The organism is Pseudomonas sp. H1_G08 (assembly GCF_054681355.1).
Genome location: NZ_CP162822.1, coordinates 1,955,885 through 1,982,789, shown reverse-complemented (window position 1 = coordinate 1,982,789; position 26,905 = coordinate 1,955,885). Strand labels below are relative to the sequence as shown.

Sequence of the window (26,905 nt, the reverse complement as noted above, 5' to 3'; positions counted from 1 at the left end):
AGCCATCCTCCTCTGCAATTTCCCGCGTGGCCGATGCGCCGATGCTCGATGAAGCATGGCTGGAGAGCTGTCGGTTCAGTCTGCTGCGCCGTGACCATGAACTGACCTGGTTCAGCCTCGAAGACAGCCACTCGGGCCAGAGCTGGTTCGCTGTGCGTGCGCCGATCCAGCGTCCGGCGCTGTGCCAGCGGCTGGAGCGCGATTTCCATTTGCAGTTGCCTTCGCAGTGGGCGCTCAACCCGCTCGCGCTGATTCGCTCGGCGGACGGGCCGGTGTTGGTCTACCCGCAATGGGGCGCGCCGCTGGCTGGACTGATCGACGCCGCCGGCTTACCACTCGGACGGGTGCTGAATATCGCCGTCGCCGCCGCGAATGCGCTGGTCCACTCTCGCCATCCGGAAACACCGCAAAACCCTGTGGGAGCGAGCCTGCTCGCGAAAGCGTCATTCCAGCCGACATCACCCTTGACTGACCCACCGCTTTCGCGAGCAGGCTCGCTCCCACAGGGTTCTTTATTGCCTTGGCATCTGCTGGTCGATGCTGACGACAGCGTCAGGCTGATGGGCTTTCACACCCACGCGCAGGAAACGCCGGCGACCGAACTGCCGAGCTTGGAACACTGGCCTTATCTGGCGCCGGAACAGCTGCAGCGCGACGGCGTCGATTCCGATGAGCGCAGCGACGTCTATGCGCTGTCGGCAATCATTTATGAGGCGCTGACCGGGCGCCCGCCGCTGATCGCTCGCGACGCCTCGCAATGGCTGCATGTGCACGCCGCCGTCGAGCCTTTGTCGCCAGCGCAATACCAACCCGACCTGCCGCAAGGCATTTGTCACGTGCTGCTCAAGGGCCTGGCCAAGGAGTCGGACGCGCGCTATCAAAGCATCGAATCGCTGGCCGCCGATCTGACCTGGTGCCTGCGGCAATGGCAGAAAAAAGGCCAGATCGAAGCGTTCCGCCTCGGTGCATTCGATGCTCGCGCAACGGCCACGCGCGGCGATGTGCTGTTTGGTCGTGATGACGAACGTCAGCAACTGCTTGAACAGATCCAGCGCGTGCGCAGCGACGGCATCGCTCGCGTGCTGCTGGTTGCCGGCGCACCGGGAGCGGGGAAGTCGACGCTGATCCAGCAAGTCCTGCGTAGCCAGGCACCCGGTTATTGGGCCAGCGGCAAGATCGAACTGCTGAACAATGACCGGCCCTTCGCGCCGGTGGCGCAGATTTTTCAGTCTCTGATCAGCCAAGTGTTGACCAAGCCCACGCTGGCCTTGCAGGCCTTGGCCGAGCAACTGCGCGAAACCCTAAAGGGCCGTGGCCGCTTGCTGCTGGACCTGGCGCCGGAAGCCGAACTGCTGATTGGCGCCACCGCCGAACTGCCGAACATGCCGGCGCGCCACGCCCTGGATCGGGTCAATCGGGCGCTGCTCGATGTGCTCGAAGTCTTTGCGCAACCGGGGCATCCGCTGCTGCTGTTTATCGACGACTTGCAGTGGGCTGACGACTCGACGCAGGCGTTTCTCAAAGCCTTTATCGGCCGACCGACGCGGCATCTGCTGCTGGTTCTGGCGTATCGCGAGGGCGAGTTGACGGAGCATCCGGGCGGCTGGCTCGATGAGATGCGCAGAGCACCCGCGCTGCCAGTCAGTGACCTTCGACTAGGGCCGCTGTCGGTGCAGGCCGTTGCGCAACTGATGGCGGTCGAACTCGATGCTGACGTCGACAACCTCGAGGCGCTGGCCCGCGTCGTGCACTTCAAAACCGCCGGCAATCCGTTGTTCGTCAGCCAGGTGGCGCGCGCGCTGGTGGACGAGCGTCTGCTGCGTTTCGACGCGACGACGCGGCGCTGGGTGTGGAATCAGGCCGAAGTGAACGGCTATCGCTACGCCGACAACGTGGCCGAATTGATGGTGCAACGCTTGCAGCGTCTGCCGGTCAGTGCCCGTGAAGTGTTGCGCACCGCGGGTTACGTTGGTGGCCGCTGTGACGAAACGCTGTTGGGCGATTTGCTGGGGGACGATCCGGCGCAATTGCTGCGTGACGTGGATTATCTGGTCAGCGCCGGATTTCTCCTGCGCGAGCCTGGCCAACTGGTGTTTCCCCACGATCGGGTGTTGGAAGCCGCCGCTGCGCTGACCGCACCGGCCGGGCGCTCGGCTGAGCATGCGCGCATCGCTGCCGCCATGCTCGATCAATGCGGCGAGCAGCGGCAGGCGCGGGTCTTCGACATCGCCAGTCAGATTCAGCGCAGCGCCGGCAATGCGCTGCAAGCGCCTCGACGCGCTGAATTCATCCAGTTATTGCTCGAAGCTGCCGAGCGCGCCCGCGATAGCGCCGCTGTCGAGCAGGCCGTGGATTATCTGCGCAGCGCCGAGGTGTTACTCGGCGACAACGGCTGGACGCAGCTCTACCCGCAAGCCTTCGCGGCGCGCTGGCTGGCAGCCGACTGCGCGATGTTGCTGGCGGATCTGCCCGGCGCGCAACAGCGTCTCGACGACTGTCTGGAACACGCTGCCACCGTGCTGGACCGGGCGAAAACCTACCGCCTGCGCGCCAGCCTGCGCACCTTGCATTCCGATTACCACGGCGCGATCGGCGAAGCGCTGGCCGGTCTTGCGTTGCTCGACATCGACCTGCAGCGACACCCATCGAAGGCGCAACTGGGCGAAGCGTTCGAACGGGTTCGGCAATTGGTCGGTGCGCGACGGATCGCTGAGTTGACGGCGTTGCCCAAAGCCATCGAGCCGCGAATCGAAGTGGCCATGGAACTGCTGAGCACGCTGATCGCCTCGTTCTTCGTGCAGGACGACATTGCTTTTCTGCACCTGGCGAAGATGGTCGAACTGACTTTGCTCCATGGCACCACGCCGAGCAGCGGCTACGGTTTCGCCTGGTACGGCGTGATGATCGCCGACCGTTATGGCGAATATCTGGACGGTGTTGCTTTCGCCGAACTGGCGCTCGATCTGACTGATCTGCACGGCTATGAGGCGGGGCGCACCGGCACGCTGGTGGCGCTGGATCAGGTCAGCGCGTGGACCCGGCCGATGGCTTACGCGCGGCAGAAGGCTTTCGCCGCGTTTGAGTGCGGTCAGGCCGGCGGCGATCTGGGCATGTCGTGTTACGCCTGCAACCACATCGGCTCCGATCTGCTGTTCATGGGCGAGCCGCTGCCAAACGTGTTGAACGAGCTGGACGTCGGCCTGAGTTGGGTGCGGCAGTTTCACTACATCGACATCGAGCGCATTCTGCTGGCGCAACAGGCGTTCGCCAGCGATTTGCGCAATGGGCCTGAGCCTCGTTCGATCGCAATGCTGGATGCTTTGGAACATGACCGTTTTGGCCCGCTGCATCGCGACCGCGTTTCACAGCCGACGCTGTTGTGGATGTGGTTGTATTCGGGCATGTCGGCGTTCTATTTCGGTGAAGTGCGTTACGCGTTGCGCCGTTTCGAAGACGCCGAGGCGTTGACCTGGTCGCTGCCGGCGCACATTGATCTGGCGCATTACTACCTGTTCTACAGCCTGGCACTGGCCAGTCCCGAGGCGCCGGGCTCTGTTGCCGAAAAACTGCAGAAGCTGGAGCAGCAACGGCAGCGTTTTCTGCCATGGGTCGAGCTCAATCCTTCAACCTTCAGCAACAAACTGCTGCTGATCGAAGGCGCGATGGCCCGCGTGCGCGGCGAAGGGCTGGCCGCCATTCGCTGCTTCGACCAAGCGCAAATCGCGGCGGCCGCTGCCGGATTTATCCATGAGCAAGCACTGGCACATGAACAACTGGCCGAGGTCTGCCTGGCCAACGGCCTGGTCTCCGGCACGCATCATCACCTGCGTGTTGCGCGCGACTGCTATGTGCTGTGGGGCGCTGAAGCCAAGGCGCGCCAGCTCGAAGCGCAGCATCCGTTTCTCGCCCACGAGCATACCCTTCAAGCGGGAACGCCGGTGACGCGGGTGCGCCTTGATCTGGAAGTCGGCATTGAAGCGGCACGCGCGGTCTCGCAAGAGGTGTTGCTCGATCGGCTGGTGGAGACCTTGATGAATCACTTGATGATTCAGGCCGGTGCCGACCGCGGCGCGCTGCTGTTGGTCGCCGAGGGTGAGTTGCAATTGGCCGCTGCCGCGCATGTCGAGGCGGGCAACGTGCGGGTCAGTCAGGACAACGATCGCTCGCTGGAGCAGATCGCGCCGGTTTCAGTACTCAATTCGACCATGCGCACGCGCACGCCGCTGGTGCTCGACGATGCCCGCGCCGACTGCCCGCAAGCTTACAGCGCCGACTTGCGCGAGCGGCAGACGCGCTCGCTGATGTGCCTGCCGTTGCTCAAGCAGGGCGCGCTGATCGGTCTGGTGTATCTGGAAAACAGCCTGGTACCGAAGCTGTTCAGCGCCGAACGCCTGACCATGCTGGAAATCCTCGCCTCGCAGGCAGCGGTGTCGCTGCAGACCGCACGGCTCTACGCGCAACTGGTCGAAGACAACCGCTTGCGCGCGCAGATGGAAGCCGACTTGCGCAGCTCGCGGGCGGAACTGGCGCGCAACTCGCACCTGAAAATGATGGGCGAACTGTCGGCCTCGATCGCCCACGAAATCAGCCAGCCGCTGCTGGGCATTTCATCGAACGCCTCGGCCAGTCTGCGCTGGCTCAAGCGCGACACGCCTGATCTCGACGAGGCTATTCAGGGACTGGAAGACATCCGCTCCGACAGCGCCCGTGCCACCGAGATCGTCCAGGCCTTGCGCGCATTGGCCAGGCAGGCGCCGTTGCAACGATTGCCGGTGTCGATTGACGCGTTGATCGGTGAGGTCGTGCAACTGACGGCCAGCGATGTGCACAATCGCGGGGTGAGCTTGCACACGCAACTCAACGCTGCTGACCCGGTGCTGGGGGATCGGGTGCAGATCCAGCAGGTGATCTACAACCTGATCGTCAACGCGCTGGAAGCGATGGCTGGGCAGGGCGTGACTGACGGGCGCCTGGTGATTGAGTCGACGCTGTCCGATGGGCAGGTCTGCGTGGCTTTTCAAGACAATGGGCCGGGGATCGCCGAGCATCAGCGTGAAGAAATTTTCGATGCGTTCTTCACCACCAAGGGCAGCGGCATGGGCATGGGCCTGGCGATTTGCCGAACGGTGATAGGCGCCCATGGCGGGACGTTGCGCGTGGAAGACAGCGAAGAGGGCGCGCGGATCTGTTTCAGGCTGCCGCTTGCGCCGGACGCCAGGATCAAAAGCCCCTCACCCTAACCCTCTCCCGGAGGGAGAGGGGACTGACCGGGGTGTTTGGGGGAGATACGCCGACGTGAAAGTCCGAGTTGAACTCAGGACTGGAAAAACACCAAATCAGCTCCCTCTCCTCGGGGAGAGGGCTGGGGTGAGGGGGGAGTTCACCGCCGTACCAACGCCGACCACCAGCGCTCTACCGCAAAAAAAAAGCCGCGAAAAATCGCGGCCAAAAGGGAGGAGTGAACAAAACCCTTTGAAATCCGACTCAGGGCCGCAGTTCCGTCAAGCGCTGGCCCATCGTCGAATTCAGCAACCCATCGCTGAGCCGCCAGACATCCGCATCCACCAGCGCCACCCGCGCTCCGCACATCAGTTGGCGCCAGACCTTCGGCGGCATCCCCACCATGCGCCCGAACGTGCGGGTGAAGTGCGAGTGATCGGAAAATCCGCATTCATAAACAATCTCGGTAATCGCCATCGAGGTCAGCAACAGCCCTTTGGCTTTGTCGATCTTCATCTTCAGCATCCATTCCTGAGGTGAGCAGCCGGTGACGATCTTGAACGCCCGGGAAAAGTGGCTGCGTGAAAGATTGCAATGTTCGGCAATCTCGCTGACGCGCAGGCTGCGGCTCAGATCGTGCAGCATGTAGGCCTTGGCGCGGCGTTCCTGCCAGCCGGACAGTGCGCCCAGTGGGCGCGCCAGGTGGCAGGAAGGGTCTGACTTCACCGATTGCGGGTTCATGGCGGCTCTCCTGATCGATGGGCAAAGTCTGGCCGCAGGCTTTATTTAAAGTCCTTAAACAAACCTTAAAAGTTATGAAGCCCAAGCCTCAGGCGTGAAACGGATAATCGACATAACCACGCTGATCGCCGCCGAAGAAACTGCTCGGATCCGGCGTGTTCAGTTCAAGCCCGTCGTGCAGCCGACGCGGCAGGTCCGGGTTGGCCAAAAATGGCCGGCCAAAGGCAATGATGTCGGCGCGATCGGCGTTCAGCGCCTGTTCAGCGGACTCGGCGTCGTAACCGCCAGCGAGGATCAGCACGCCGTTCCAGGTCTGGCGCAACTGGGCGATGATCGCGTCCCAGCGCGGATCAAAGTTTTCGTCCTTGACCGTGCCGACCATGGCCGGCTCGACCAGGTGCAGGTAGGCCAGATTCCACTGGTTGAGCGCTTCGACCAGATAACCGAAGGTCGCTTCGGGCGTGTCATCGCCCATGCCCATGAAGCGACCCATCGGCGTCAGTCGTACGCCGACGCGCTCGGCACCGACTTCATCAGCCACGGCGGCGACCACTTCGAGCAGGAAGCGCGCGCGGTTTTCTACGCTGCCGCCATAGGCGTCGTCGCGCTGGTTGCTGTTGCTGTTGAGGAACTGGTCGAGCAGATAACCGTTGCCGGCATGGATTTCCACGCCGTCCATGCCAGCGTTCAACGCGTTACGCGCAGCGCGGCGATAGTCTTCGACGATGTCGGCAATTTCCGCTGTTTCGAGGGCGCGCGGTACCGGCACATCACCCCACACGCCGTTGCCTTGTTCATCGACGATAAAGGTCTTGCCCGGCACTGGCAGGGCGCTTGGCGCCACCGGCAAGCCGGCGTCCGGCTGAAAGCTGGGGTGCGAGACCCGGCCGACGTGCCACAGCTGCATGAAGATCAGACCGTTCGCTGCGTGCACCGCCGTGCTGACTTCGCGCCACGCCTGGACTTGCGCATCGGTGTAGATCCCCGGCGTCCACGCATAACCTTGGCCTTGCTGAGAAATCTGCGTGGCCTCGGTAATGATCAGCGCAGCACTGGCGCGTTGGCGGTAGTACTCGGCGTTCATCGTGGTCGGAACGTCGCCCGGCTGGCCAGCGCGCGAGCGGGTCAGGGGCGCCATCGCCACACGATGGGCAAGGGTGTAAGGGCCGAGGGCAATGGGTTGGAACAGGCGACGGGTCATGGGTAGCTCCGGATGTCGATGAGTAGGGTACAAGCGCGGCAGCCAGGTGCCGCGTGCTGTGCAGGTAACTTAACCGGGGGTGGCGGGGCTGATAATCCGTGGCCGGCGCTACGCAGTTTTGCGCGCAACGCAACGGCACCCGCGCTCATCGCTGATGAACGCGGGCGTGGTTCAGGCGGGTTGGGTCGAGCGAGTCAGCGGCAGATTCAGCCAGCGCCGGCCGGTGGCATTGCTGACCGCGTTGCCGAGGGCAGCAGCCATTGGCCCTTGGACGATTTCGGCAGCACCGAGGAAGGGTTCGCCCGGTTGATCAAGCAAATGCACGTCGACTTTTTTCGGCAATTGGGTGAAACGCAGAATCGGATAACCGCTCCAGTCGTAGCTGCGAATGCCGCCCGCGTCGTAGGCGACTTGTTCGTAGAGCGTCCAGCTCGCCGACTGGACGATGCCGCCCTCGACCTGATTGCGCAGGCCATCGGGGCTGACGATCTGGCCGACGTCGACCGCTGTCACCACATGATCGACGCGAATTTCGCCGGTCTGCGGATGCACCCGCAGTTTCACCGCGAGGGCGCAGTAACCCATGATGTTCTTGTAGCGGGCGAAGGCAAAACCGATCCCCGCGCCGGGCTCGTTGCTCTTGTGGGGCCAGCCGATTTCATCACGCACGCGCTCGATCACGGCGCGGGCACGCGGATCGCTCAGATGGGCCAGGCGCAACGCCACCGGATCAAGGCCAGCCTTGATCGCCAACTCATCGATACCCGCCTCGATGGCGAAGATGTTGATGTGCGCACCGAGCGAGCGCATGGCCGAAGTGCGGAACGGCATGGTGGTGACGAAGTTCATGTTGATCCGCGTCGCGCCCAGTTCGTACAGCGGCACCGCGTTGCGATCGCCGTCACCTTCGGGCTGGGCGATTGGCACCGACGGCGCCGAGGCGAAGGGTTTCGCCAATAGACGTGCCGGCAGCAAGCGCCCGGCATTGACGATGCGTTCGTTGTGCGGCGTGGTCCACAGCTCGTAGTTCCAGTCCTGCAAACGACCGTGGCTGAGGCCGGCATCGACTTCGGTGACCATCGCCGAACTGTACGGCTCCCAGAGATTTTCCTGCTCGCGCATCCATTGCACGCGCACCGGCGTGCCCGGCAGGCGCATCGCGATCAGCGCGGCATCGGCGGCGGCATCATCGGCGCCGTTGTGGCCGTAGCAACCCGAGCCTTCGGTATGAATGCAGCGCACACGCTCCGGCGGCAGACGCAGCATCTCGGCGATACCAGCGCGCAATGGATAGACACCCTGGGTGTGCGTCCACACCGTGAGCACGCCGTCGTTGAACCAGGCCACCGCACAGGACGGGCCGATCGAGCCGTGCATCAGATACTGCTTGGTGACCCGCGCCTTGAAGCGCGTTTCGGTCGCGCCGCCGGGATTGCCGTTGTTGCTGATCGGATAGCGCTTGGAGGGCAGCTGCTTGAGCAAATGGTGAATCCCGGCGGCTTCGGGAATCGCCTCGCCGCCGCTCCACTTGGCACTCTCGATGCCGCTGCGCATGGCTTTGATCGCTTGCCACTCATCACGGGCGACCACCGCCAGATAGTTGCCGTCGCGGATCACTTTGACCACGCCGCTGAGCGCTTCAATCGATGCCGTATCGAATGCCTGCAGCGTGCAGCCGGGACGCGGCGGGCGAATCACCCGCGCATGCAGCATGCCCGGCAGGCGCATGTCTTGCACGAACGCCGCGCCGCCGCTGACCTTGGCCGGAATGTCCAGACGCGGCAGGTTGTGCCCGATCAGCTTGAAGTCGGCCGCTGCCATCGCCGGTGATTGCGCCTTGGCGTATTGGTGCACATCGACATGCTGGACTGCTTCGGCATAAGCCATGCGCTGAGCGGCTGGCCCTTCGATAATGCCGTCGCGAGTGCTCAGTTGCGCAGCATCGACTTGCCAACTGCGCGCAGCGGCATCGACGAGCATTTCCCGCACCTGCGCGGCAGCGTTGTACAGCGCGGTGCCGCTGTCGAAAATGCTGTGGCTGCCGGCGGTGTAGCCTTCGTTGGGCGTCAGTGCGGTGTCGGCGGTTAGCAAGTTGATCGCGCTGGCCGGCACCTGCAAGCGCTCGGCAGCGATTTGCAGCAACGCGGTTTTTACTCCAGTGCCCAATTCGACTTTGCCGGTGTACACGGTGATGCCGTCGGCGCCGATGCGAATCCACGCGTCCAAGTAAGGGTTGGTGCGCAGGCTGCCGGGCAGATCGGGGGCCAGCACTACGGTGCCGAGGGTGTCGACTTCGGTGTCGGCCAAGGCCCGCCGCGCCATTGGCATCAGGGTAAAAGCCATGAGCAACGCGCCGCCGCGCAGGAAGGCCCGGCGGCTGGGGTTCAAGCCGTTTGCTTCGCTCATGTCAGGCTCCCGTTATGCCCGGCCACCTGTTTGATCGCCTCGATGATGCGCAAGTGCGTGCCGCAACGGCACAGATTGCCGGCCATGTGCTCGCGGATGGTTTGTTCGTCCGGGTGCGGATCACGTTCGAGCAACGCCTGCGCGCGCATCAGCATGCCGGCGATGCAGTAACCGCATTGCGCGGCCTGCTTGTCGATGAACGCCGCTTGCAAAGGGCCGGGTTTCTCTGCGCTGCCGAGGCTTTCCACGGTGCGGATCTTTTTTCCTTCAAGGCCTGCGCAAGGCGTCAGGCAGGCGAACACCGGCTGGTCGTCGACGATCACCGTGCACGCGCCGCACTGGCCCAGGCCGCAGCCGTACTTGGCGCCGTTGAGGTTCAGGTGATTGCGCAGCGCATACAGCAGCGGCATGTCCGCTTCCAGCTCCAGCGCTTGGGTGGCTCCATTGACGGTGAGAGTGATCTGGCTCATTTCGTCTCCTGACGTAACGCTTCAATAGTGGAAGAAAGGTCAGTCCATGGCTGCTCGGGTCTGGCTTGCTCGCGCAGATACGCCGCCAGTGCGCCGAGCTGGGCGTTGTCGAGGCTGGCGGCGAACGGCGGCATCACCGGGCCGGGCGCGCCGGGAATGGCGGGCACGCCTTCAAGCACGGTCTTGAGAAAGTTGCGCGGGCTGGCCGCTTGCAGCGCCGAAGTGCTTTGCAGGCCGGGGCGGCCGTCGATTTCCCGCATCGGCGCGGCGGGTGCGTGACATCCGGCACAGGCGCTGCTGAAGAGCAGGGCGCCGCTGCTGTGATCCGCTGGACTGCTCGGCTGCTTTTTCGGGGTGATTTCGGTCACCGCGTGCGGGCTTTGCAGGCTCAGCAGGTAGTCGGCAATCGCCTCGGCTTCACTGGCCGGCAAGCGCGCCAGACTCAGGCTGACCGGGCGCATCGGGCCGGCGGGTGTGCCGTGACCATCGACCACGTCAGCGCGCAGGTAGCCGACCAATTGCTCGCGATTCCATGGATTGGCGCGTTGCTGGAGGCCGACCAGTGCCGGCGCTTCCCAGCCATCAACGCTGCCGCCCTGCAGATACTCCGAGGATTTCTCCGCGCCGATCAGGTTCAGCGGCGAATGGCAGCCGGCGCAGTGGCCCGGGCCGTCGGCCAGATAACGTCCGCGATTCCATGCCGCGCTGTGTTCGGCCAGCGGCGTCAGTGGCTCGCCGTGCAGAAACAGCAGGTTCCAGAACGACACCAGCGGGCGGATGTTCATCGGGAAGTTCATCTGATTCTGCATGGCGGGCGCGTGTACGGCGGGGCCGCTCATCAAGTAGGCATAGGCGTCGGCGATGTCTTCGGAGCTCATGCGCCGGTAGTGCACGTAAGGAAAGGCCGGGTAGAGAAAGTGGCCGTCGCGGGCAATGCCTTCGCGCATCGCCCGCTCGAAGGCCGGCAATGACCACTCGCCGATCCCGGTCTGCGCATCTGGAGTGATGTTGGTGCTGTACAGCGTGCCGAACGGCGTCACCAGCGGCAGCCCGCCGGCCAGGTATTCGCCGCCGGGGCGGGTATGGCACACCGCGCAGTCGCCGGCCTCGACCACCCGTGCGCCGCGTTGCAATTGCGCAGTATCGAATGACGTCAGCCGTTTGATTGGCGCGATCGCCGGGCGCCACATCAGCGCGACGGCGACGATCAGGCCGATCAGCGCGAGCACGGCCACGCTGATCCACAGGGTTCTGGATTTGAGTAGAGGGCTGTTCATGATCGGCAGGAAAACGCGGCGGACAGTGGCAGGACGAGTGCAGTGCGGGTCATGGAAACGCTCCTTGTAGCAGCCGGGGGAAGGGCGCCGATGCGGACGTCTGCGCCAGGGCCAAAGCGTAGAGAAGACCCTTGCAGCGGAGAATCACCGGCCCGCGCAACAGCGCGTTGCGCCACAAGCAACGTTGCGCGCCGCGCATCAGTGCGTTGCCAGTGGCACGCATTCTCGCCCCCGCCGGCTGACCGTAGCCTTGGCACAACTTTCCCGAACTCAACGAGGTGTCACCATGCTTACGGGCAACCCTGCCGTTGCGGCCCCGGCCGAACAGCCTGCTTCACTCTCCGGCCTGATGGTCGCGTTTCTGGCATTTTGCTGCGGCGCGGTCGTCGCCAACCTGTATTACGCACAACCCATCGTCGAACTGATCGCGCCGCAGATCGGCCTCTCCAGCGCCAATGCCAGCCTGATCGTCTCGCTGACGCAGTTCGGATACGCGGTGGGCTTGTTGCTGCTGGTGCCGCTGGCCGACCTGATGGAAAACCGCCGTCTGGTGGTCGGCTTCACCCTCGCCGCCAGCGTGACGCTGTTGTGCGCTGGCCTGACTCATTCGCCGTCGCTGTTTCTGCTGCTCTCTTTGCTGATCGGCCTGACGTCGGTTGCGGTGCAGATCCTTGTGCCGCTGGCCGCGCATCTGGCACCGGAAGCCAGCCGGGGCCGCGTGGTCGGCAACATCATGAGCGGCCTGCTGTTGGGGATTCTGCTGTCGCGGCCGCTGTCGAGCCTGTTGGTCGAAGTGTTCGGCTGGCGCGGGGTGTTTTACAGCGCGGCGGCACTGATGGCGGTGATCGCGCTGATTACCGCTGTGGCATTGCCGCGCCGGGTGCCGACGCACAAAGCCACCTATGTCGCGTTGATCGGTTCGGTGTTTGCCTTGGCCCGACGCTTTCCTGTGTTGCGCCAGCGTTCGCTGTATCAGGGTTTACTGTTCGCCAGTTTCAGCCTGTTCTGGACTCTCGCGCCGATTGAGCTGATGCGTCACCACAGTTTCAGCCAGGCGCAGGTGGCGATCTTTGCGTTGGTCGGCGCGGTGGGTGCGATTGCTGCGCCGATTGCCGGGCGTCTGGCCGATGCCGGGCACGGTCGTCGCGGTACCTTGGTGGCGTTGCTGCTGGCGCCGCTGTCGCTGTTGATCGCCGCGTTGCCGGGCAGTGGTTATGTGTGGCTGGTGGTGTGTGCGGTGCTGCTGGATTTTGCCGTGCAGTTGAACATGGTGCTCGGCCAGCGCGAGGTCTACGCCCTCGACCCGCACAGCCGCGCCCGCCTGAATGCGGTGTACATGACGAGCATCTTCGTCGGCGGCGCCCTCGGCTCACTGGTCGCCAGCCCGCTGTACGAACACTTCGGCTGGAATCTCTCGGCCGTCGGCGTAGCGGTGTTGCCGGCGCTGGCGCTGGCGTTGTTCCTGAGCCGCAAGGCTGATGGCTGAGGTCGCGATGAGGCCCGGCAAGCACGACGATACAAGACGTGTGGCGAGCACTGATGCACAATCAGCGGCGTTCCCTCACCACCGGATCCCGCTTATGGACAAGTTGCTGGCATTGAAGATGTTTGTTGAAACCGTGCGCTGCGGGGGCTATTCCTCGGCGGCGCGCAAGCTTGGGATTTCGACGTCTTCGGTGACACGGCAAGTGGCGGGGCTGGAAAACGAGTTGGGCGCCAGTCTGCTCAATCGCACCACGCGCAACACCAGCGTGACCGTCGCCGGTCAAACCTATTTCGAGAAGGCCGTGGCCATTCTCGATGCTATCGACGAAGCCGATGCGGTGGTCGCCGATCGTGGCAGTGATGCCCAAGGCCGCTTGCGCATCAGCGTGCCGGTGGAGTTTGGCCGCCGGCTGATCGCGCCGCACCTGAGCCGCTTGCTCGAACGCCATCCGGGGCTGGAGATCAGCCTGTCACTGAGCGATCAGGTCAGCGATTTGCTCAGCGAGCAGATCGACGTTTCAGTGCGGCTCGGCTCGACGGTGGTCAGCGAAGACATCGTCAGCAAACGCGTCGGGCAGTTTCAGCGTTGGATTGTCGCCAGCCCGGATTATCTGGCGCGCAGCGCCGTGCTCGAACATCCGCGGGATCTGCTAGAGCACCAATGCCTGCGTTTCGATTACGGCGGCAGCCATCACCACTGGACCTTTCAGGGCGACGAAGAGCCGATTCAGCTCAACGTTGCGGGCCGCCTGCAAAGCAATAACGCCGACATTCTGCGCGAAGCGGCGATTGGCGATGGCGGGGTGGCGCTGCTGGCCGATTGGCTGGTGCGCGACGACGTCGCCGCCGGGCGCCTGACGCGCTTGCTTGAGCACTACGAGGTCAATCCCGGCAGTGCCAGCAGTTGCATCAACGCGCTGTACCTGCCCAATCACCGTGGATCGAGCCGGATCAACGTGTTCATCGATTTTCTCGTGGAAATCCTCAAACCCGCCGCACCTGCCGCTTAGCGCTGCACACTCTGTTGCTGCAGCCGCTGCACACTGCTTGTATGCTTGCGCCCCGGAACACGTGGCCGCCGTGAGTGCCGACGTTCGAATGATGGCTGGAATGGATACCGGACTTCCTTAAGGTACTGACGTGAAGCGTGATACTCGCCTTGTAATGCTCCTGCTGCTGGTGATTGGCTGTTCCCTGACTTCGCTGACGATCTGGAAAGTCTGGTCTTCGCGTGAGCGCGCGCTGGCCGAGGTCGATGTGCATGGCCTGAACCTGACCCAGGCGCTCAACACCTACACCGAAGGCATTGTCCGGCAAAGCTCGCTGCTCTTGCTCGGACTGGTCGAACGTCTGGAAACCGAGGGCAACGGCCCGGCGCAGATTCAGCGCATCCAGAGCCTGATCGACCGCCAGCAGCCGCTGATGCCACAGCTCAGCGGCATCATCATCTATGACCGGAACGGGCATTGGCTGATGTCCTCCAATCGGCCGATTCCGGAAGGCGCCAACAGCAGCGACCGCGCCTATTTCATTCACCACCGTGAAAACCGGAGCCGCGAGCCGTTCATTGGCCCGCCGATCCAGAGCCGTGCCAATCACGAATGGGTGGTGACCATCAGTCGGCGCTTCAATGACGCCGGTGGCCAGTTCGCTGGCGTTGTAGCAGTGACGCTGGGGGTGGAAAACTTTCTGCGGGTGTTCGGCAAACTCGACGTTGGCCAGGACGGCGCGATAGGCCTGTCGTACACCGATGGCACGCTGCTGGTCCGCTATCCGTTCCGCGAGCAGGACATGGGCCGCAACTTCTCCAAATCGCCGATTTACGCCAAATACCTCGTTGACCGTTCAGTCGGCACTGCCTCGTACACCTCCAGCCTCGACGGCGTGGAGCGGTTGTACGCGTTCCGCAAAAGCGAAACGCTGCCGCTGATCACCACCGTGGCTCTGGGCAAGGACGAAGCGCTGGCGGCGTGGCGCATCGAAGCGGCGCTGTCGGCGGTGGTGGTGATCGGGCTGCTGGGGCTGACCGGGTTGATCGGCTGGTTCCTGATCCTTGATATCCGCCGCCGCACCGAGGCCGAAGAAGCCTTGCGCGATGCCCAGCAGCAATTGCTCGCGTCCAATCGGCAGCTGGAATTACTGGCGCTGAAGGACGCGCTGACCGGCCTGGCCAACCGCCGCTGTTTCGATGAAACCCTGACGGTGGAAGCGCGGCGCGCGCAGCGTGACGGGACTTCGCTGGCCTTGCTGATGATCGATATCGACCACTTCAAATTGTTCAACGATGCCTTGGGCCACGTCGCCGGCGATGCCTGCCTGCAAGCGGTCAGCAAGATTCTTGAAGGCTGCGTGCGACGCCCCTCGGATCTGGTCGCGCGCTACGGTGGCGAGGAAATGGCGGTGATCATGCCGGCCACAGACAGCGCCGGTGCGACGGTGGTGGCGCAACTGATGCTCGAGCGTTTGCAGCAGGCGAACATCGCCCACCCGGGCAGTCCGTTTGCTCGGATCACGGTGAGTATCGGTATGGCGGTAGGGACGGGCGCCCAGCTGGATTCGCTCCCGGCGTTGATCCAGAACGCGGATCAGGCGCTGTACCGCGCCAAAGCGGCGGGGCGCAACGGGATGGCCGGGCAGGCCTGAGGCGCACTAGAAAGCTTCGCCGCTATCCAGTTTCGCCAACAGCATCTGCCCGCGTTGCCACAGCGCATCCTGCTTGGCCAGCGGCATGCGGTCGAGGTTCTTGTACATCATGCCCATGCGCTGATTGCCGCGCAGGATATCGCCGTGGCGCATGAGGAAATGCCAGTACAGCGCGTTGAACGGGCAGGCATCGTCCGCGCTGCTTTCCTTGACCTTGTAGGCGCAGTCGCCGCAGTAATCCGACATCCGATTGATGTACTGGCCGCTGGCACAGTAAGGCTTGGAGCCGAGATAACCGCCGTCGGCATGCATGACCATGCCCAGGGTGTTGGGCAGTTCGACCCAGTCGAAGGCGTCCATGTAGATCGCCAGATACCATTCACAGATTTCCTTCGGCGCAATCCCGGCCAGCAAGGCAAAGTTGCCGGTGACCATCAGCCGCTGGATGTGGTGGGCGTAGGCATGTTGCAGGCTTTGGCCGATGGCCTGGCGCATGCAGTTCATCTGCGTTTCACCCGTCCAGTAGAACTCCGGCAGCGCACGCGTGTTGCCGAACACATTGCCCTCGGCGTAATCCGGCATCTTCAGCCAGTACACACCGCGCACGTATTCGCGCCAGCCGATCAACTGCCGAATGAAGCCTTCGGCCGCGTTGAGGCCGATGCTCCCCGACCAGTAGGCCGCCTCGACATCGCTGCACAGCTGGCGCAAATCGAGTAGGCCGATGTTCAGCGCGGCACTGATCCGCGCGTGAAACAGGAACGGTTCGTCGCTGGCCATGGCGTCCTGGTAATCACCGAAGCCGCCCAGCGCATAGTCGAGAAAGTATTGCCACAAGGCCAGGGCATCGGCGTGGGTCACCGGGTAGTTGAAGTCATCCAGCGTGCCGTAATGCGTGGCAAAGCGCTCGCCGACCAACGCCAGCACCTCTTGGGTGATTGCGTCATTGGCGAAACGTGCCGGGTAGGGCGGTTTGGCGTGTTTGGGCAGCGCCTTGCGATTCTCCGCATCGAAATTCCACGCACCGCCGACCGGCGTACCGTCGCCATTGAGCAGCAGCCGACTCTTGCGCCGCATCTCGCGGTAGAAAAACTCCATGCGCAGCTGTTTCTTGCCGCTGGCCCAATTGGAGAACTCTTCGCGGGAGCAGAGGAAACGGCGGTCTGAATGCCAGTGCACGGGCAAGCCCGAATCTTTGATTGACTGCTCAAGGCGCCAGTCGCCGCATTCGGTGATGTGGATTTCGTCGGCACCAGTGAGGGTTTGCCAGCGCTGCAGTTCGCCGGGGATGGAGCCGCTGTTATCCGGGTCGTCGAGGCGGACGTATTGGACGCGGTAGCCTTTATCGCGCAACGCCTCGGCAAAGTGGCGCATGGCGCTGAAGATCAGAGCGATCTTTTGCGGATGATGGGCGACGTGGGTCGCTTCCTCCATGACCTCGACCATCAGCAGCAGGTCTTGCTGGGGATCGAGTGGCTGCAGGGAGGCCAGGTCGAAAGACAGCTGGTCGCCGAGGATCAGGAGCAAGCGGTGGGCTGGGGGCATGGAGCGAAGTCCGGTGAACGATTCGAACTCCAATAGTTATACAGATTGTTTGTTATGTATAGGTATTGTGCGCGCAGTGTCCCGTGTGGGAGCTGGCTTGCCAGCGATAGCGTTTTGTCAGGCACACATGCATCGACTGATCTGACGCCATCGCTGGCAAGCCAGCTCCCACAGGGATTTGTGTTGTGTCCTTATGCGGGGTAGGTCGGATAGTCGATGTAGCCCTCGGCACCGCCGCCATACACCGTCGCCGGATTCAATTGGTTCAACGGCCAATCATTGGCAATCCGCGCCGGCAGATCCGGGTTGGCCATGAACGGTCGGCCAAACGCGACGAGATCGGCCAGGCCCGACTCAAGCAATTGCGCGCCGGTTTCGGCGGTGTAGCGACCGGCATAAATGATCGCGCCGCTGAACGTGTCGCGCACGGCCTGGCGAAAGGTCTGCGGCATCGCTGGCGCGTTGTCCCAGTCGGCTTCGGCGATCGACAGGTAGGCGATGCCGACGTCTTGGAGAATCTTGATCGCGGCAATGTAAGTGCTGTGCGGATCTTCCTCGACCAGGCCCAGATACGTCCGCGCTTCATCGGTGGTAGTGAACAACGGTGCGAAACGCACACCGACCTTGTCCTTGCCGATGCATTCGGCAACACCGGCCACCACTTCGCGCAAGAAGCGCAAGCGATTGTCCAGTGAGCCGCCGTACTGATCGGTGCGCAGGTTGCTGTGGGCGGAGATGAACTGGTTGACCAGATAACCGTTGGCGCAATGCAGTTCGATGCCGTCGAAACCTGCATCCATCGCGTTGCGCGCGGCCTGGATGTACAGCTGAATCAGTTCCTGCACTTCATCGGTGCTCAGCGCGCGCGGAGCGGACGGCGGCACCAGTTCACCGACACCAGGCGCGGTTTCGATGAACACGCTGACGCGGTCCGTCGCCACCGCAGAGGCCGACACCGGCGCATCACCATTGGGCTGCAACGCTGTGTGTGAAACCCGACCGACGTGCCAGAGCTGGGCGAAGATCACGCCATCCACCGCGTGCACCGCCTCTGTGACTTTGCGCCAACCGGCGATCTGCTCCGGCGTGTGAATGCCCGGCGTCCACGCATAACCCTGGCCGCGCGGTTCGATCTGGGTGCCCTCGGTGACCAGCAAACCGGCACCGGCGCGCTGCTGGTAATACTCGGCCATCAATTCGTTGGCGACATTGCCCGGTTGCGTGCTGCGCTGGCGGGTGAGAGGTGGCAGGACGATGCGGTTTTTCAGGGTGTGTGCGCCCAATTTGGCAGGCGTGAAGAAAGCGTTATTCATGGAGTAAGCCTTGAATCTGATTAGACCAGTCGACTAGTGACTGGGCAAAAAAACAACGCCGGGCGGTACGCACGCGGCGTTGATCGGGGTAGAGCGAGGGATTCAGCCGAGCATCTTCAACAGCTTTTCGGCAACGGCGGCGGAGCTGGCCGGGTTCTGGCCGGTGACCAGTTGACCGTCAGCCACCACATGCACCTGCCAATCGGCGACTTTCGAATAGCGCCCGCCCAGACGCTGGAATTCGTCTTCGATGAGGAACGGCACCACGTCAGTCAGACCAACAGCAGCTTCTTCGGCGTTGGTGAAACCGGTGACGTCGCGATCTTTGACGATCGGCTGGCCGTCAGCGCGCACCACATGACGCAACACGCCGGGTGCGTGGCAGACAAAACCGTGAGGTTTGTTGGCGCGGTCGAAGGCTTCGATCAGCGCGATCGAGGCCTTGTCTTCGGCCAGATCCCACAGCGGGCCATGGCCGCCTGGGTAGAACACTGCGTCGAAATCCTCAGCCTTCACATCAGCCAGGCGACCCGTGTTGGCCAACGCCTGTTGCGCGGCCGAATCAGCGCGGAAGCGATCGGTTTCGGCAGTCTGCGCGCTTGGCTCATCGCTTTTCGGATCGAGCGGTGGCTGGCCGCCGGCAGGCGATACCAGCGTGACGTCGGCGCCGGCGTCCTTGAAGGCGTAGTAGGGCGCGGCGAACTCTTCCAGCCAGAAGCCGGTTTTCTTGCCGGTGTTGCCGAGTTGATCGTGGGAAGTCAGAACCATCAAGATTTTCATAGAGCACCCTTGGTTTGGTCAGGCATCGGCACAGGGCGAGGAATTCGCTCAGCGTCGGCACCGCATGAATTTGTGTCTCGGGGCGCAGCATAGGTTCCAATTAGACCAGTCGTCTAGTAATTTTTTCAGAAAATGTTTTTGCCCGTCGGTTATGGCAAACTCCCGGCCTTGAGAAGTATACGACTGGTCTATTGTCTGGAATTTTGCGCACCATGAAGCCGACCTTTGACGACACCCGCCAACACTTGCTCGACACCGGCCACCGGATGATGGCCGAGAAGGGCTTCACCAGCGTCGGCCTCAACGAGATCCTGCAGACCGCTGGCGTGCCCAAGGGCTCGTTCTATCACTACTTCAAATCCAAGGAGTTGTATGGCCAGGCGCTGCTCGAGGATTACTTCGTCGACTACCTCGCCGACATGGAGCGCCGCCTGACATTGCCTGGGCTGACTGCGTTCGAGCGTTTGATGGATTACTGGCAAGGCTGGCAGAACCGCTGCACCGTGGAAGGCCACGGCGATGAATGCCTGGTGGTGAAACTCAGCGCCGAAGTCGCCGACCTCTCCGAATCAATGCGCTTGACCTTGCGCGACGGCGCCGAACGCATCGTCGCGCGCATCACCGAATGCATCGAACAAGGCCAAAATGACAAAAGCTTGCCCGAGGGCGATGCGCGGAAGTTGGCAGAGACGCTGTATCAGCTCTGGCTCGGCGCGAGTCTGCTGAACAAACTCCAGCGCACCGGACAGTCGCTGGAAACCTCAATGGCGATGACCCGGCAGCTTTTGCGAGTCTGAGCCTCGTGCAGGTCCCTGTATGAGTGAACCACCGATCTTGATTCAATCCCCAATCCCTGTGGGAGCTGGCTTGCCAGCGATGGCGGTATATCTGCTACATCAATGCTGGATGTGCTGACCTCATCGCTGGCAAGCCAGCTCCCACAGGGATTAGCGGTGGTTGTCGCAGTTATGTCCAGGGAGTACCGGATCAGGCCACTCAACATTCAGTCAGGGGACTTTTCCTCTTCAGGCAGTTGGGCAAACCACTGCGCATACGGCGTATTGCTCACCTTGAAACGGTTGTAATCCGGGCTGCCGTCATCCCACCACACCGGCCCGCGTTCACCCAGCGCGACTTTGGCGTCGTTGACGCGAGCTCTCGCCGACTTCAACGCCTGTGCATCCTCCGCACGCTTCGCCTCTTTGACCGCACGCCGCGCTGACATGAGTTCGGCTACAAACGTCTCACGTTCGGCGGCTGGCAGTGATGGATTGCTGCAACGCCACAGCTGTTGCTTGACCACAAAATAGCGGCCATCGGGGGTGGTGGGGTACATGGGCGATATCCTGCGTGATCCAGTCTCAGACCGGGTAGGACAACTCGCCGATGAGTTTATCCAGCGTAATCGGATAATCGCGCACCCGTACGCCACACGCGTTATAGATCGCGTTGGCGATCGCCGCCGCCGCGCCGCTGATACCCAGCTCACCGACGCCTTTGGCCTTCAGCGGGGTGGCATACGGGTCGACTTCATCGAGAAAGATCACTTCCTGATGGGGAATGTCGGCGTGCACCGGCACCTCGTATCCGGCCAGATCGTGATTGACGAAAAAGCCGATTCGATGATCCACCGCCAGCTCTTCCATCAATGCCGCACCAGCGCCCATGGTCATGCCGCCGATGATCTGGCTGCGCGCGGTTTTCGGGTTGAGGATGCGCCCGGCGGCGCACACGGCCAGTTGCCGGCGCAGGCGAATTTCGCCGGTCGCCGCATTGACCGCGACTTCGGCGAAATGCGCGCCGAAAGTCTGCTGGGCGAAGCGCTGGGCAAGGTCACCGTATTCCATGCGGTCCTCGCCCGTCAGCTCGCCATTGGCTGCGGCCTGAGCCAAGGCAACCTGCTGCGAGCCTGCGCGAATCTGTGCATCGACAAACTCGGCTTGCTGCGGGTCAATCCCGACGGCGCGAGCGGCGGCTTCACGCAGTTTCATGCACGCGGCATACACGCCGGCAGTGGAGGAGGCGGCTCCCCACTGGCCGCCGGAGCCCGACGATTCCGGAAACCGCGAATCGCCCAAGTGCACCACGACACGGTCCAGCGGCACGCCCATCATTTCGGCGGCGGTCTGGGCGATGATGGTGTAACTGCCGGTGCCGATGTCGGTCATGTCGGTTTCCACGGTGATGACGCCTTGACGATCGAGACGCACCCGCGCCGCCGAAGCGGTGGTCGGTGCGCCGCGAATCGCCGAGGCCAGCCCGATGCCGATCAGCCAGCCATCCTCACGGCGCTGAGCGGGTTGAGGGTTGCGCTGACGCCAGCCAAAGTGTTCGGCGCCAGTGTTCAGGCATTCCACCAACTGCCGTTTGGAGAACGGCCGCGCCGGTTGCTCCGGATCGACCTGCGAGTCGTTGAGGATGCGCAGTTGCAGCGGATCCATCTGCAGCTTTTCGGCCAGTTCATCCATGGCGATTTCCAGCGCCATCATCCCCGGTGCCTCGCCCGGCGCGCGCATCGCCGAACCCTCGGCGAGATCGAGCACGGCGAGATTCAAACGGGTCATGCGATTGGCCCCGGCGTAAAGCAATCGGGTTGACGCGGTAGCCGCTTCGGCGCGTCCGCCGCGCAAATTGCCCGACCAGCTCTCGTGGCCGATCGCCGTGATCACGCCGTCACGGTTGGCACCGATGCGCAGGCGCTGAAGCGTCGCTGGACGATGGGTCAGGTTGTTGAACATCAGCGGCCGCGGCAGCGCGACTTTCACCGGTCGCCCGGCATGTCGAGCGGCCAGGGATGCCAACACTGCGTCGCAAAGAATCGTGCCCTTACCGCCGAAACCACCGCCGATATATGGCGAGATCAGGCGCACATCTTCCTTGGCGATGCCGAGGGTTTTCGCCAGATCGCGCACGCCCCAGTTGATCTGTTGGATCGATGTCCACAAGGTCAACTGCGTGCCACTCCAACGGGCAATGGTTGCGTGCGGTTCCATCATCGCGTGGGCCTGGTCAGGTGTGCTGTAGTGCTGATCGATTTGCACTGGCGCAGCGTTGAAGGCGCCTTCGAAGTCACCGACGCTGGTCTGCGGCGGCGGGCCGAAACCGGCCGGTGGCGGTGGGGTTGCGGAGTCTTTCGCAGCCGCCAGATCGAATGAACCTGGTTCGGCCACGTAGCGGATGTCGAGCAAGCCGGCGGCCGCGCGCGCCTGTTCAAAGGTGTCCGCGACGACAATCGCCACGGCCTGGTGATAATGATCGACCTGCGGCCCGGCCAAGGCCCTGGCTACGTAAAACTCGCCTTTGGCCAATGCCCCGGCGTTTTCGTAAGTGACGATGGCAATCACCCCGGACGCTTCCCGCGCTTGCGTCGAATCGATCGAGGCAATGCGCCCCTTGCCGATCCCGGCGCCGACGATATAGCCATAGGCGGCGTCCGGCACCGCTGCGTTTTGCTCGTAGGCGTAGGGGGCGGTGCCGGTGGTTTTCAGCTTGCCGTCGATGCGGTCGGCAGGTTGGCCGATCACCTTCAGCTGGTCGATCGGATTGGAGCCGGCCGGGGTGTCGAATTTCATCTGCAAATTCCTTCCAGACAGGCTGGCGACGCACACGTAGCGCGGCGCAGCCATCGGTTGACGTCGGATCTCTACGAGCCTAGGCCATCGACGCGCCACTGATAATGCGCGGATTCAGGATGGAGTGATGAATCTCGCTCACCAATCCTGATCAATATGACAAATAGGAATACGTTTCAATTACTAATGCGACCGTATACCATGCGCGACGTTTTCACTGGCGGTTTTGCCCTTCGTTCTGGCCTATTCGTAAAGGTTTTCACCTCATGCGTCGAACTCTGCTTTCCATTTGTGTGCTGCAGGCGTTGTCTTCTTCCTCGTGGGCTGAGTCAGCCGAACCGACTTCTTCAACGCTTGAGCTGGAAGCTACCGACGTAGTCGGCACAGCGGATTACGAACGGGCAGACGGCCCGGTGCAAGGCTACCGCGCGACCCGTTCGGCCAGCGCCACGCGCACCGACACCTCGATTCATGAAACCGCGCAATCGATCAGCGTGGTGACGAAGGATGCCGTCGAAGACCTCGGCGCCACGCGTTTGCAGGATGCGCTGGATTACGCCGGTGGCGTCGGTCGGGCGAACAATTTCGGCGGGCAGGGCCTGACCACCTTCACCGTGCGCGGTTTCACCACCGGTGAGTTCTACCGCAACGGTTTCCCGATTAACCGTGGCTACCCGAACATGCCCGACGCCAACACCATCGAGCGTCTGGAAGTGCTGCGCGGCCCGGCGACCATGCTCTATGGCCGTGGCGACCCAGGCGGTACCTTCAACGTGGTGTCGAAACAGCCGTTGCCCGAGCGCACCGTTACGTTAGGCAGCCAGTTGAACGACCAAGGCATGAAGCGCGGCACCCTCGACGCTTCCGGGCCACTCGACGAAGAAGGGCGTCTGGCCTATCGCTTGAATGTGGTGGGCGAGGGCGGTGACACCTTCCGCGATCATGTCGAGAACGAGCGCTACGGCATCACGCCGGTGCTGACCTGGCAGGCCACCGATGCGACCAAGCTGATTTTCGAAGGCGACTTCATGCGCAACAACGCGCCGCTCGATCGCGGCGTCACGCGCTACCCGGCGCAGATCGGCACTGCCTCGCGCGATACCTTCTTTGGCGAGAAGGACGTCGGCAAGCTGCACAACGACAACAACATGGCGCAGTTGCGTTTCGAACACATGCTCAACGACGACTGGACCTTGGGCGGAGGTTTCCAGTGGCTCGACGGCTCGCTCAAGGGTAATGCGATCGAGGCCAACGGCATCGCCGCTGACGGCCGCACGCTGGGGCGCAACTTCAACTACCGCAAGCTGGAATGGACCGACAAGGACACCCAGCTCAACCTCACCGGGCATTTCGACACTGGCGGTCTGCAGCACACCTTGCTCACCGGCATCGAGTATGAAGATTACGATTACAAGTCGATCATCCAGCGCTCCAGCGGCGCGGTCAGTGCCTACCCGATCGACATCTTCAATCCGGTTTACGGCCAGCCACGTCCGGCGCTGACCCGCACACCGACTCACGACAAGGAAAACCTCAAGACCTATGCGGCGTTCGTGCAGGATCAGGTCGCGCTGACCGACAAACTGAAGGTGCTGGCCGGCGCACGTTTCGAGCGCTTCGAGCACGATTACGAAACCTACGTGCCCGGCGGCAAGAGCTGGCAAGCCAGCGACAATGCCGTCACCCCGCGTATCGGCGTGACCTACGATTTGACCGAAACCCTGGCGGTGTACGCCAACACCGCGCGCTCGTTCAAGCCCAACACCGGCGCCAGCCGCGAAGGCGGCGGTTTCGCCCCGGAGAAAGGCAAGTCCTACGAGATGGGCGTGAAGTGGGAAGCGCTGGATCAGCAGTTGAGCGTCGACGCGGCGATCTACCAGATCGAAAAACGCAACGTGCTGACCACCGACCCGGTGGATTCGACCTTCAGCGTCGCCGCTGGTGAAGTACGCAGCCGTGGTTTCGACGTCAACGTTACCGGCAACCTCACCCCGGAGTGGCGAGTGGTCGGCGGTTACGCCTACGTCGACGCCGAGGTGACCAAGGACAACACGCTGCGCTCCGGCACCCGACTGCTGAACATCCCGAAGAACAGCTTCAGCCTGCTCAACATGTACGAGTTCCAGGACGGCGCGCTCAAAGGTCTTGGCCTTGGCACCGGCCTGAAATACGTCGACGAGCGAGCCGGGCAGACCGCCAACACCGCGTTTTCCATGGGCAGTTACACCGTGGTCGACCTGCTGAGCTTCTACAAGGTCAACGACAAGGTGCGGCTCAACCTCGATGTGAAAAACATCTTCGATCGCGACTACGAAGAAGGCGCCTTCGGCAACGTTTACGCCTACCCGGGCGCGCCGCGAACCGTGCAGGTGGGGATTTCCTACACGCTGTAACTCGCCGCAGCGGTTGCCGCCGCCCCATGCTGGCCTGAAGTGGCATGTCGAAATCAGACATCGGCATGCCGCACTCAGGCTAGTTGCGCGGCGGTCGGGCCACGTAAGGTGAAGCATCATTTCGTCGGCAAAGCGTCTGCGTCGCTGCTTTCGCCTGATGCCGACACCGGAAATGATGATCGCCTGACGCTCAGTCAGTGGCCCAAACGTCGATCATGAGAACAATAAGAACCCATGACTAGCCTGAACCCCAAGGACTCCAACGGTCAGTTGGCGCAAGGTTTCAAACCGCGTCACGTCACCATGCTTTCCATTGCCGGCATCATCGGCGCAGGACTTTTCGTTGGCTCAGGCCACGCCATCGCCGCTGCAGGACCTGCGGTGCTGCTCGCTTATCTGTTCTCCGGTCTGCTGGTCGTGCTGGTGATGCGCATGCTCGGCGAAATGGCCGTGGCGCACCCCGACACCGGCTCGTTTTCCACCTACGCCGATCAAGCCATTGGCCGCTGGGCCGGGTTCACCATCGGCTGGCTGTATTGGTGGTTCTGGGTGCTGGTGATTCCCATCGAAGCACTGGCCGCCGGTCACGTGCTCAATCAGTGGTTTCCCCAGGTCGATGCCTGGTTGTTCGCCTTGCTGTCGATCGTGCTGCTGGTGATCACCAACCTGTTCAGCGTGTCGAAATACGGCGAGTTCGAATTCTGGTTCGCCATGGCCAAGGTCATCGCAATCATCGGTTTCATCGGCCTGGGTTTTGCGGTGCTGATGGGCTGGATTCCCGAGCGTGAAGCCAGTGGCTTGAGCACGCTGATGGCCGAGCACGGCGGCTTTGCGCCGAACGGCATGTCGGCGGTGGTCGGCGCGTTCATCACCATCATGTTCAGTTTCATCGGCACCGAAGCGGTGACCATTGCCGCTGCGGAATCGAACAATCCGGCGCAGAACATCGCCAAGGCCACCCGTTCGGTGATCTGGCGTATCGGCATTTTCTATCTGCTGTCGATCTTCGTGGTGATTTCCGTGGTGCCGTGGAATGACCCGCAACTTGCCTCGGTCGGTTCCTACCAGCGCGCACTGGAACTGATGAACATCCCCAACGCCAAATTCCTCGTCGACGTGGTCGTGTTGATCGCGGTGGCCAGTTGCATGAACTCCTCGATCTACATTTCCTCGCGCATGCTCTATTCGCTGGGCCGACGCGGCGATGCGCCGCCGGCATTGAAGGTGACTTCGGCGGCCGGCGTGCCACGCGCGGCGGTGATCGCCAGCACGGTGATTGGTGCGGGCGTTACCTTGCTCAGCTATTTCATGCCGGCCGGGCTGTTCCAGTTCCTGCTCGCCAGCTCCGGGGCTATTGCCTTGCTGGTGTATCTGGTGATCGCCATTTCGCAGTTGCGCATGCGCCGCCGACTGGAACGGGAAAAGGTCGAAATGACCCTGCGCATGTGGCTGTTTCCCTGGCTCACCTGGCTGGTCATCGCCTTCATCTGCGCGGCTTTGGCGGTGATGATGATCACCCCTGAACATCGCCTGGAAGTGACCTCGACCATTGGCCTGGCGCTGCTGATCTCGTTCATTGGCCTGGTCACCAGCCGCCAGCACGGGCCGGCGGGCAGGGTGGCGGCTGTTAGCAAAGCCTAAGCAAACAACGCCTTGAGCCCACGGGAAAACCAGCCGTTCGGGCTCGAAGGCAGATGCTCACGTTGATTGAATGAGCCCGTCAACGCGCAGGTTTCACCGGCGAGCGAGCCCATCAGTTGCGGCAGCAAAAAACTGCGTTCGCATTCGCTGGCGGACAGTCCGGTTTTCTCTTGCGGCCAAACGACGCTGGTTTCGGCAAACGGCTTCATGGCACACCT

Annotated in this window: 18 protein-coding genes; 7 read left to right on the top strand and 11 right to left on the bottom strand. The window is 62.7% G+C overall.

What is annotated here, in order from left to right; translation table 11 throughout:
• Positions 1 to 41: 41 nt before the first annotated feature.
• On the top strand, positions 42 to 5,240 hold the full coding sequence (locus tag AB4N85_RS09075; RefSeq protein WP_460068334.1) for a trifunctional serine/threonine-protein kinase/ATP-binding protein/sensor histidine kinase: 5,199 nt from the start codon (positions 42 to 44) through the stop codon (positions 5,238 to 5,240).
• A 244-nt stretch (positions 5,241 to 5,484) separates the two neighbouring features.
• On the opposite strand, the gene AB4N85_RS09070 is transcribed toward AB4N85_RS09075, so the two are convergent.
• The 5 genes from AB4N85_RS09070 to AB4N85_RS09050 form a co-directional block, all read right to left on the bottom strand.
• The gene (locus AB4N85_RS09070) at positions 5,485 to 5,961 is read right to left on the bottom strand and encodes a helix-turn-helix domain-containing protein (RefSeq protein ID WP_016774798.1); all 477 of its coding nucleotides are present in this window, start codon (positions 5,959 to 5,961) and stop codon (positions 5,485 to 5,487) included.
• Between the two features lie 88 nt (positions 5,962 to 6,049).
• Positions 6,050 to 7,162, bottom strand: coding sequence for an alkene reductase (locus tag AB4N85_RS09065; RefSeq protein WP_431077998.1), 1,113 nt, complete (start codon positions 7,160 to 7,162; stop codon positions 6,050 to 6,052).
• A 171-nt stretch (positions 7,163 to 7,333) separates the two neighbouring features.
• Positions 7,334 to 9,568, bottom strand: a complete 2,235-nt coding sequence (locus AB4N85_RS09060; RefSeq protein ID WP_460067787.1) for a xanthine dehydrogenase family protein molybdopterin-binding subunit — start codon at positions 9,566 to 9,568, stop codon at positions 7,334 to 7,336.
• Positions 9,565 to 10,038: a (2Fe-2S)-binding protein gene (locus AB4N85_RS09055; RefSeq protein WP_236168780.1), complete on the bottom strand. Its 474-nt coding sequence runs from the start codon at positions 10,036 to 10,038 to the stop codon at positions 9,565 to 9,567. The genes AB4N85_RS09060 and AB4N85_RS09055 overlap by 4 nt, the downstream gene beginning before the upstream one ends.
• The gene (locus AB4N85_RS09050) at positions 10,035 to 11,315 is read right to left on the bottom strand and encodes a c-type cytochrome (protein WP_460067784.1); all 1,281 of its coding nucleotides are present in this window, start codon (positions 11,313 to 11,315) and stop codon (positions 10,035 to 10,037) included. Before AB4N85_RS09050 ends, AB4N85_RS09055 begins: the two co-directional genes overlap by 4 nt.
• A 286-nt stretch (positions 11,316 to 11,601) precedes the next feature.
• Between AB4N85_RS09050 and AB4N85_RS09045 the strand changes: the two genes are divergently transcribed.
• The 3 genes from AB4N85_RS09045 (at position 11,602) to AB4N85_RS09035 (ending at position 15,443) form a co-directional block, all read left to right on the top strand.
• Positions 11,602 to 12,801, top strand: coding sequence for an MFS transporter (locus tag AB4N85_RS09045; protein ID WP_460067782.1), 1,200 nt, complete (start codon positions 11,602 to 11,604; stop codon positions 12,799 to 12,801).
• Positions 12,802 to 12,895: 94 nt separating this feature from the next.
• Complete coding sequence (locus AB4N85_RS09040) at positions 12,896 to 13,810, top strand: LysR family transcriptional regulator (protein WP_460067780.1); 915 nt, start codon at positions 12,896 to 12,898, stop codon at positions 13,808 to 13,810.
• A 130-nt stretch (positions 13,811 to 13,940) separates the two neighbouring features.
• Positions 13,941 to 15,443, top strand: a complete 1,503-nt coding sequence (locus AB4N85_RS09035) for a sensor domain-containing diguanylate cyclase (protein WP_460067777.1) — start codon at positions 13,941 to 13,943, stop codon at positions 15,441 to 15,443.
• Positions 15,444 to 15,449: 6 nt separating this feature from the next.
• Here AB4N85_RS09035 and AB4N85_RS09030 read toward each other — a convergent pair whose 3' ends face one another.
• From AB4N85_RS09030 to AB4N85_RS09020, 3 genes are all read right to left on the bottom strand, one after another.
• Positions 15,450 to 16,988 carry a cryptochrome/photolyase family protein gene (locus tag AB4N85_RS09030; RefSeq protein ID WP_460067775.1) on the bottom strand — a complete coding sequence of 513 codons (1,539 nt, stop codon included), beginning with the start codon at positions 16,986 to 16,988 and terminating at the stop codon, positions 15,450 to 15,452.
• Between the two features lie 191 nt (positions 16,989 to 17,179).
• Entirely contained in the window at positions 17,180 to 18,301 is a 1,122-nt protein-coding gene (locus tag AB4N85_RS09025) for an alkene reductase (RefSeq protein ID WP_460067772.1), read from the bottom strand.
• Between the two features lie 102 nt (positions 18,302 to 18,403).
• The gene (locus AB4N85_RS09020) at positions 18,404 to 19,081 is read right to left on the bottom strand and encodes a type 1 glutamine amidotransferase domain-containing protein (RefSeq protein WP_056786124.1); all 678 of its coding nucleotides are present in this window, start codon (positions 19,079 to 19,081) and stop codon (positions 18,404 to 18,406) included.
• 212 nt (positions 19,082 to 19,293) lie between these two features.
• Between AB4N85_RS09020 and AB4N85_RS09015 the strand changes: the two genes are divergently transcribed.
• The gene (locus AB4N85_RS09015) at positions 19,294 to 19,878 is read left to right on the top strand and encodes a TetR/AcrR family transcriptional regulator (protein ID WP_236168785.1); all 585 of its coding nucleotides are present in this window, start codon (positions 19,294 to 19,296) and stop codon (positions 19,876 to 19,878) included.
• Positions 19,879 to 20,084: 206 nt separating this feature from the next.
• Here AB4N85_RS09015 and AB4N85_RS09010 read toward each other — a convergent pair whose 3' ends face one another.
• Together AB4N85_RS09010 and paoC are read right to left on the bottom strand one after the other, a co-directional pair.
• On the bottom strand, positions 20,085 to 20,417 hold the full coding sequence (locus tag AB4N85_RS09010) for a hypothetical protein (RefSeq protein ID WP_323164558.1): 333 nt from the start codon (positions 20,415 to 20,417) through the stop codon (positions 20,085 to 20,087).
• 25 nt (positions 20,418 to 20,442) lie between these two features.
• Positions 20,443 to 22,653, bottom strand: coding sequence for an aldehyde oxidoreductase molybdenum-binding subunit PaoC (paoC, locus tag AB4N85_RS09005; RefSeq protein ID WP_460067768.1), 2,211 nt, complete (start codon positions 22,651 to 22,653; stop codon positions 20,443 to 20,445).
• A gap of 266 nt (positions 22,654 to 22,919) precedes the next feature.
• On the opposite strand from paoC, the gene AB4N85_RS09000 reads away from it, so the two are divergent.
• Both AB4N85_RS09000 and gabP read left to right on the top strand, forming a co-directional pair.
• The gene (locus tag AB4N85_RS09000; RefSeq protein ID WP_460067766.1) at positions 22,920 to 25,046 is read left to right on the top strand and encodes a TonB-dependent siderophore receptor; all 2,127 of its coding nucleotides are present in this window, start codon (positions 22,920 to 22,922) and stop codon (positions 25,044 to 25,046) included.
• 234 nt (positions 25,047 to 25,280) lie between these two features.
• Positions 25,281 to 26,687, top strand: coding sequence for a GABA permease (gene gabP, locus AB4N85_RS08995; protein ID WP_252867640.1), 1,407 nt, complete (start codon positions 25,281 to 25,283; stop codon positions 26,685 to 26,687).
• On the opposite strand, the gene AB4N85_RS08990 is transcribed toward gabP, so the two are convergent.
• On the bottom strand, positions 26,684 to 26,896 hold the full coding sequence (locus AB4N85_RS08990; RefSeq protein ID WP_041480326.1) for a hypothetical protein: 213 nt from the start codon (positions 26,894 to 26,896) through the stop codon (positions 26,684 to 26,686). The genes gabP and AB4N85_RS08990 overlap by 4 nt on opposite strands.
• Between the last annotated feature and the right edge of the window lie 9 nt (positions 26,897 to 26,905).

Excerpts from the sequence above, each read along its gene's own strand:
- AB4N85_RS09000 (WP_460067766.1), top strand. The coding sequence starts at position 22,920 with ATGCGTCGAACTCTGCTTTCCATTTGTGTGCTGCAGGCGTTGTCTTCT.
- AB4N85_RS09015 (WP_236168785.1), top strand. The coding sequence starts at position 19,294 with ATGAAGCCGACCTTTGACGACACCCGCCAACACTTGCTCGACACCGGC.
- AB4N85_RS09020 (WP_056786124.1), bottom strand. The coding sequence starts at position 19,081 with ATGAAAATCTTGATGGTTCTGACTTCCCACGATCAACTCGGCAACACC.
- AB4N85_RS09055 (WP_236168780.1), bottom strand. The coding sequence starts at position 10,038 with ATGAGCCAGATCACTCTCACCGTCAATGGAGCCACCCAAGCGCTGGAG.
- AB4N85_RS09045 (WP_460067782.1), top strand. The coding sequence starts at position 11,602 with ATGCTTACGGGCAACCCTGCCGTTGCGGCCCCGGCCGAACAGCCTGCT.
- AB4N85_RS09025 (WP_460067772.1), bottom strand. The coding sequence starts at position 18,301 with ATGAATAACGCTTTCTTCACGCCTGCCAAATTGGGCGCACACACCCTG.
- AB4N85_RS09010 (WP_323164558.1), bottom strand. The coding sequence starts at position 20,417 with ATGTACCCCACCACCCCCGATGGCCGCTATTTTGTGGTCAAGCAACAG.
- paoC (WP_460067768.1), bottom strand. The coding sequence starts at position 22,653 with ATGAAATTCGACACCCCGGCCGGCTCCAATCCGATCGACCAGCTGAAG.
- AB4N85_RS09040 (WP_460067780.1), top strand. The coding sequence starts at position 12,896 with ATGGACAAGTTGCTGGCATTGAAGATGTTTGTTGAAACCGTGCGCTGC.
- AB4N85_RS09060 (WP_460067787.1), bottom strand. The coding sequence starts at position 9,568 with ATGAGCGAAGCAAACGGCTTGAACCCCAGCCGCCGGGCCTTCCTGCGC.
- AB4N85_RS09065 (WP_431077998.1), bottom strand. The coding sequence starts at position 7,162 with ATGACCCGTCGCCTGTTCCAACCCATTGCCCTCGGCCCTTACACCCTT.
- AB4N85_RS08990 (WP_041480326.1), bottom strand. The coding sequence starts at position 26,896 with ATGAAGCCGTTTGCCGAAACCAGCGTCGTTTGGCCGCAAGAGAAAACC.
- gabP (WP_252867640.1), top strand. The coding sequence starts at position 25,281 with ATGACTAGCCTGAACCCCAAGGACTCCAACGGTCAGTTGGCGCAAGGT.
- AB4N85_RS09075 (WP_460068334.1), top strand. The coding sequence starts at position 42 with ATGCTCGATGAAGCATGGCTGGAGAGCTGTCGGTTCAGTCTGCTGCGC.
- AB4N85_RS09070 (WP_016774798.1), bottom strand. The coding sequence starts at position 5,961 with ATGAACCCGCAATCGGTGAAGTCAGACCCTTCCTGCCACCTGGCGCGC.
- AB4N85_RS09030 (WP_460067775.1), bottom strand. The coding sequence starts at position 16,988 with ATGCCCCCAGCCCACCGCTTGCTCCTGATCCTCGGCGACCAGCTGTCT.
- AB4N85_RS09050 (WP_460067784.1), bottom strand. The coding sequence starts at position 11,315 with ATGAACAGCCCTCTACTCAAATCCAGAACCCTGTGGATCAGCGTGGCC.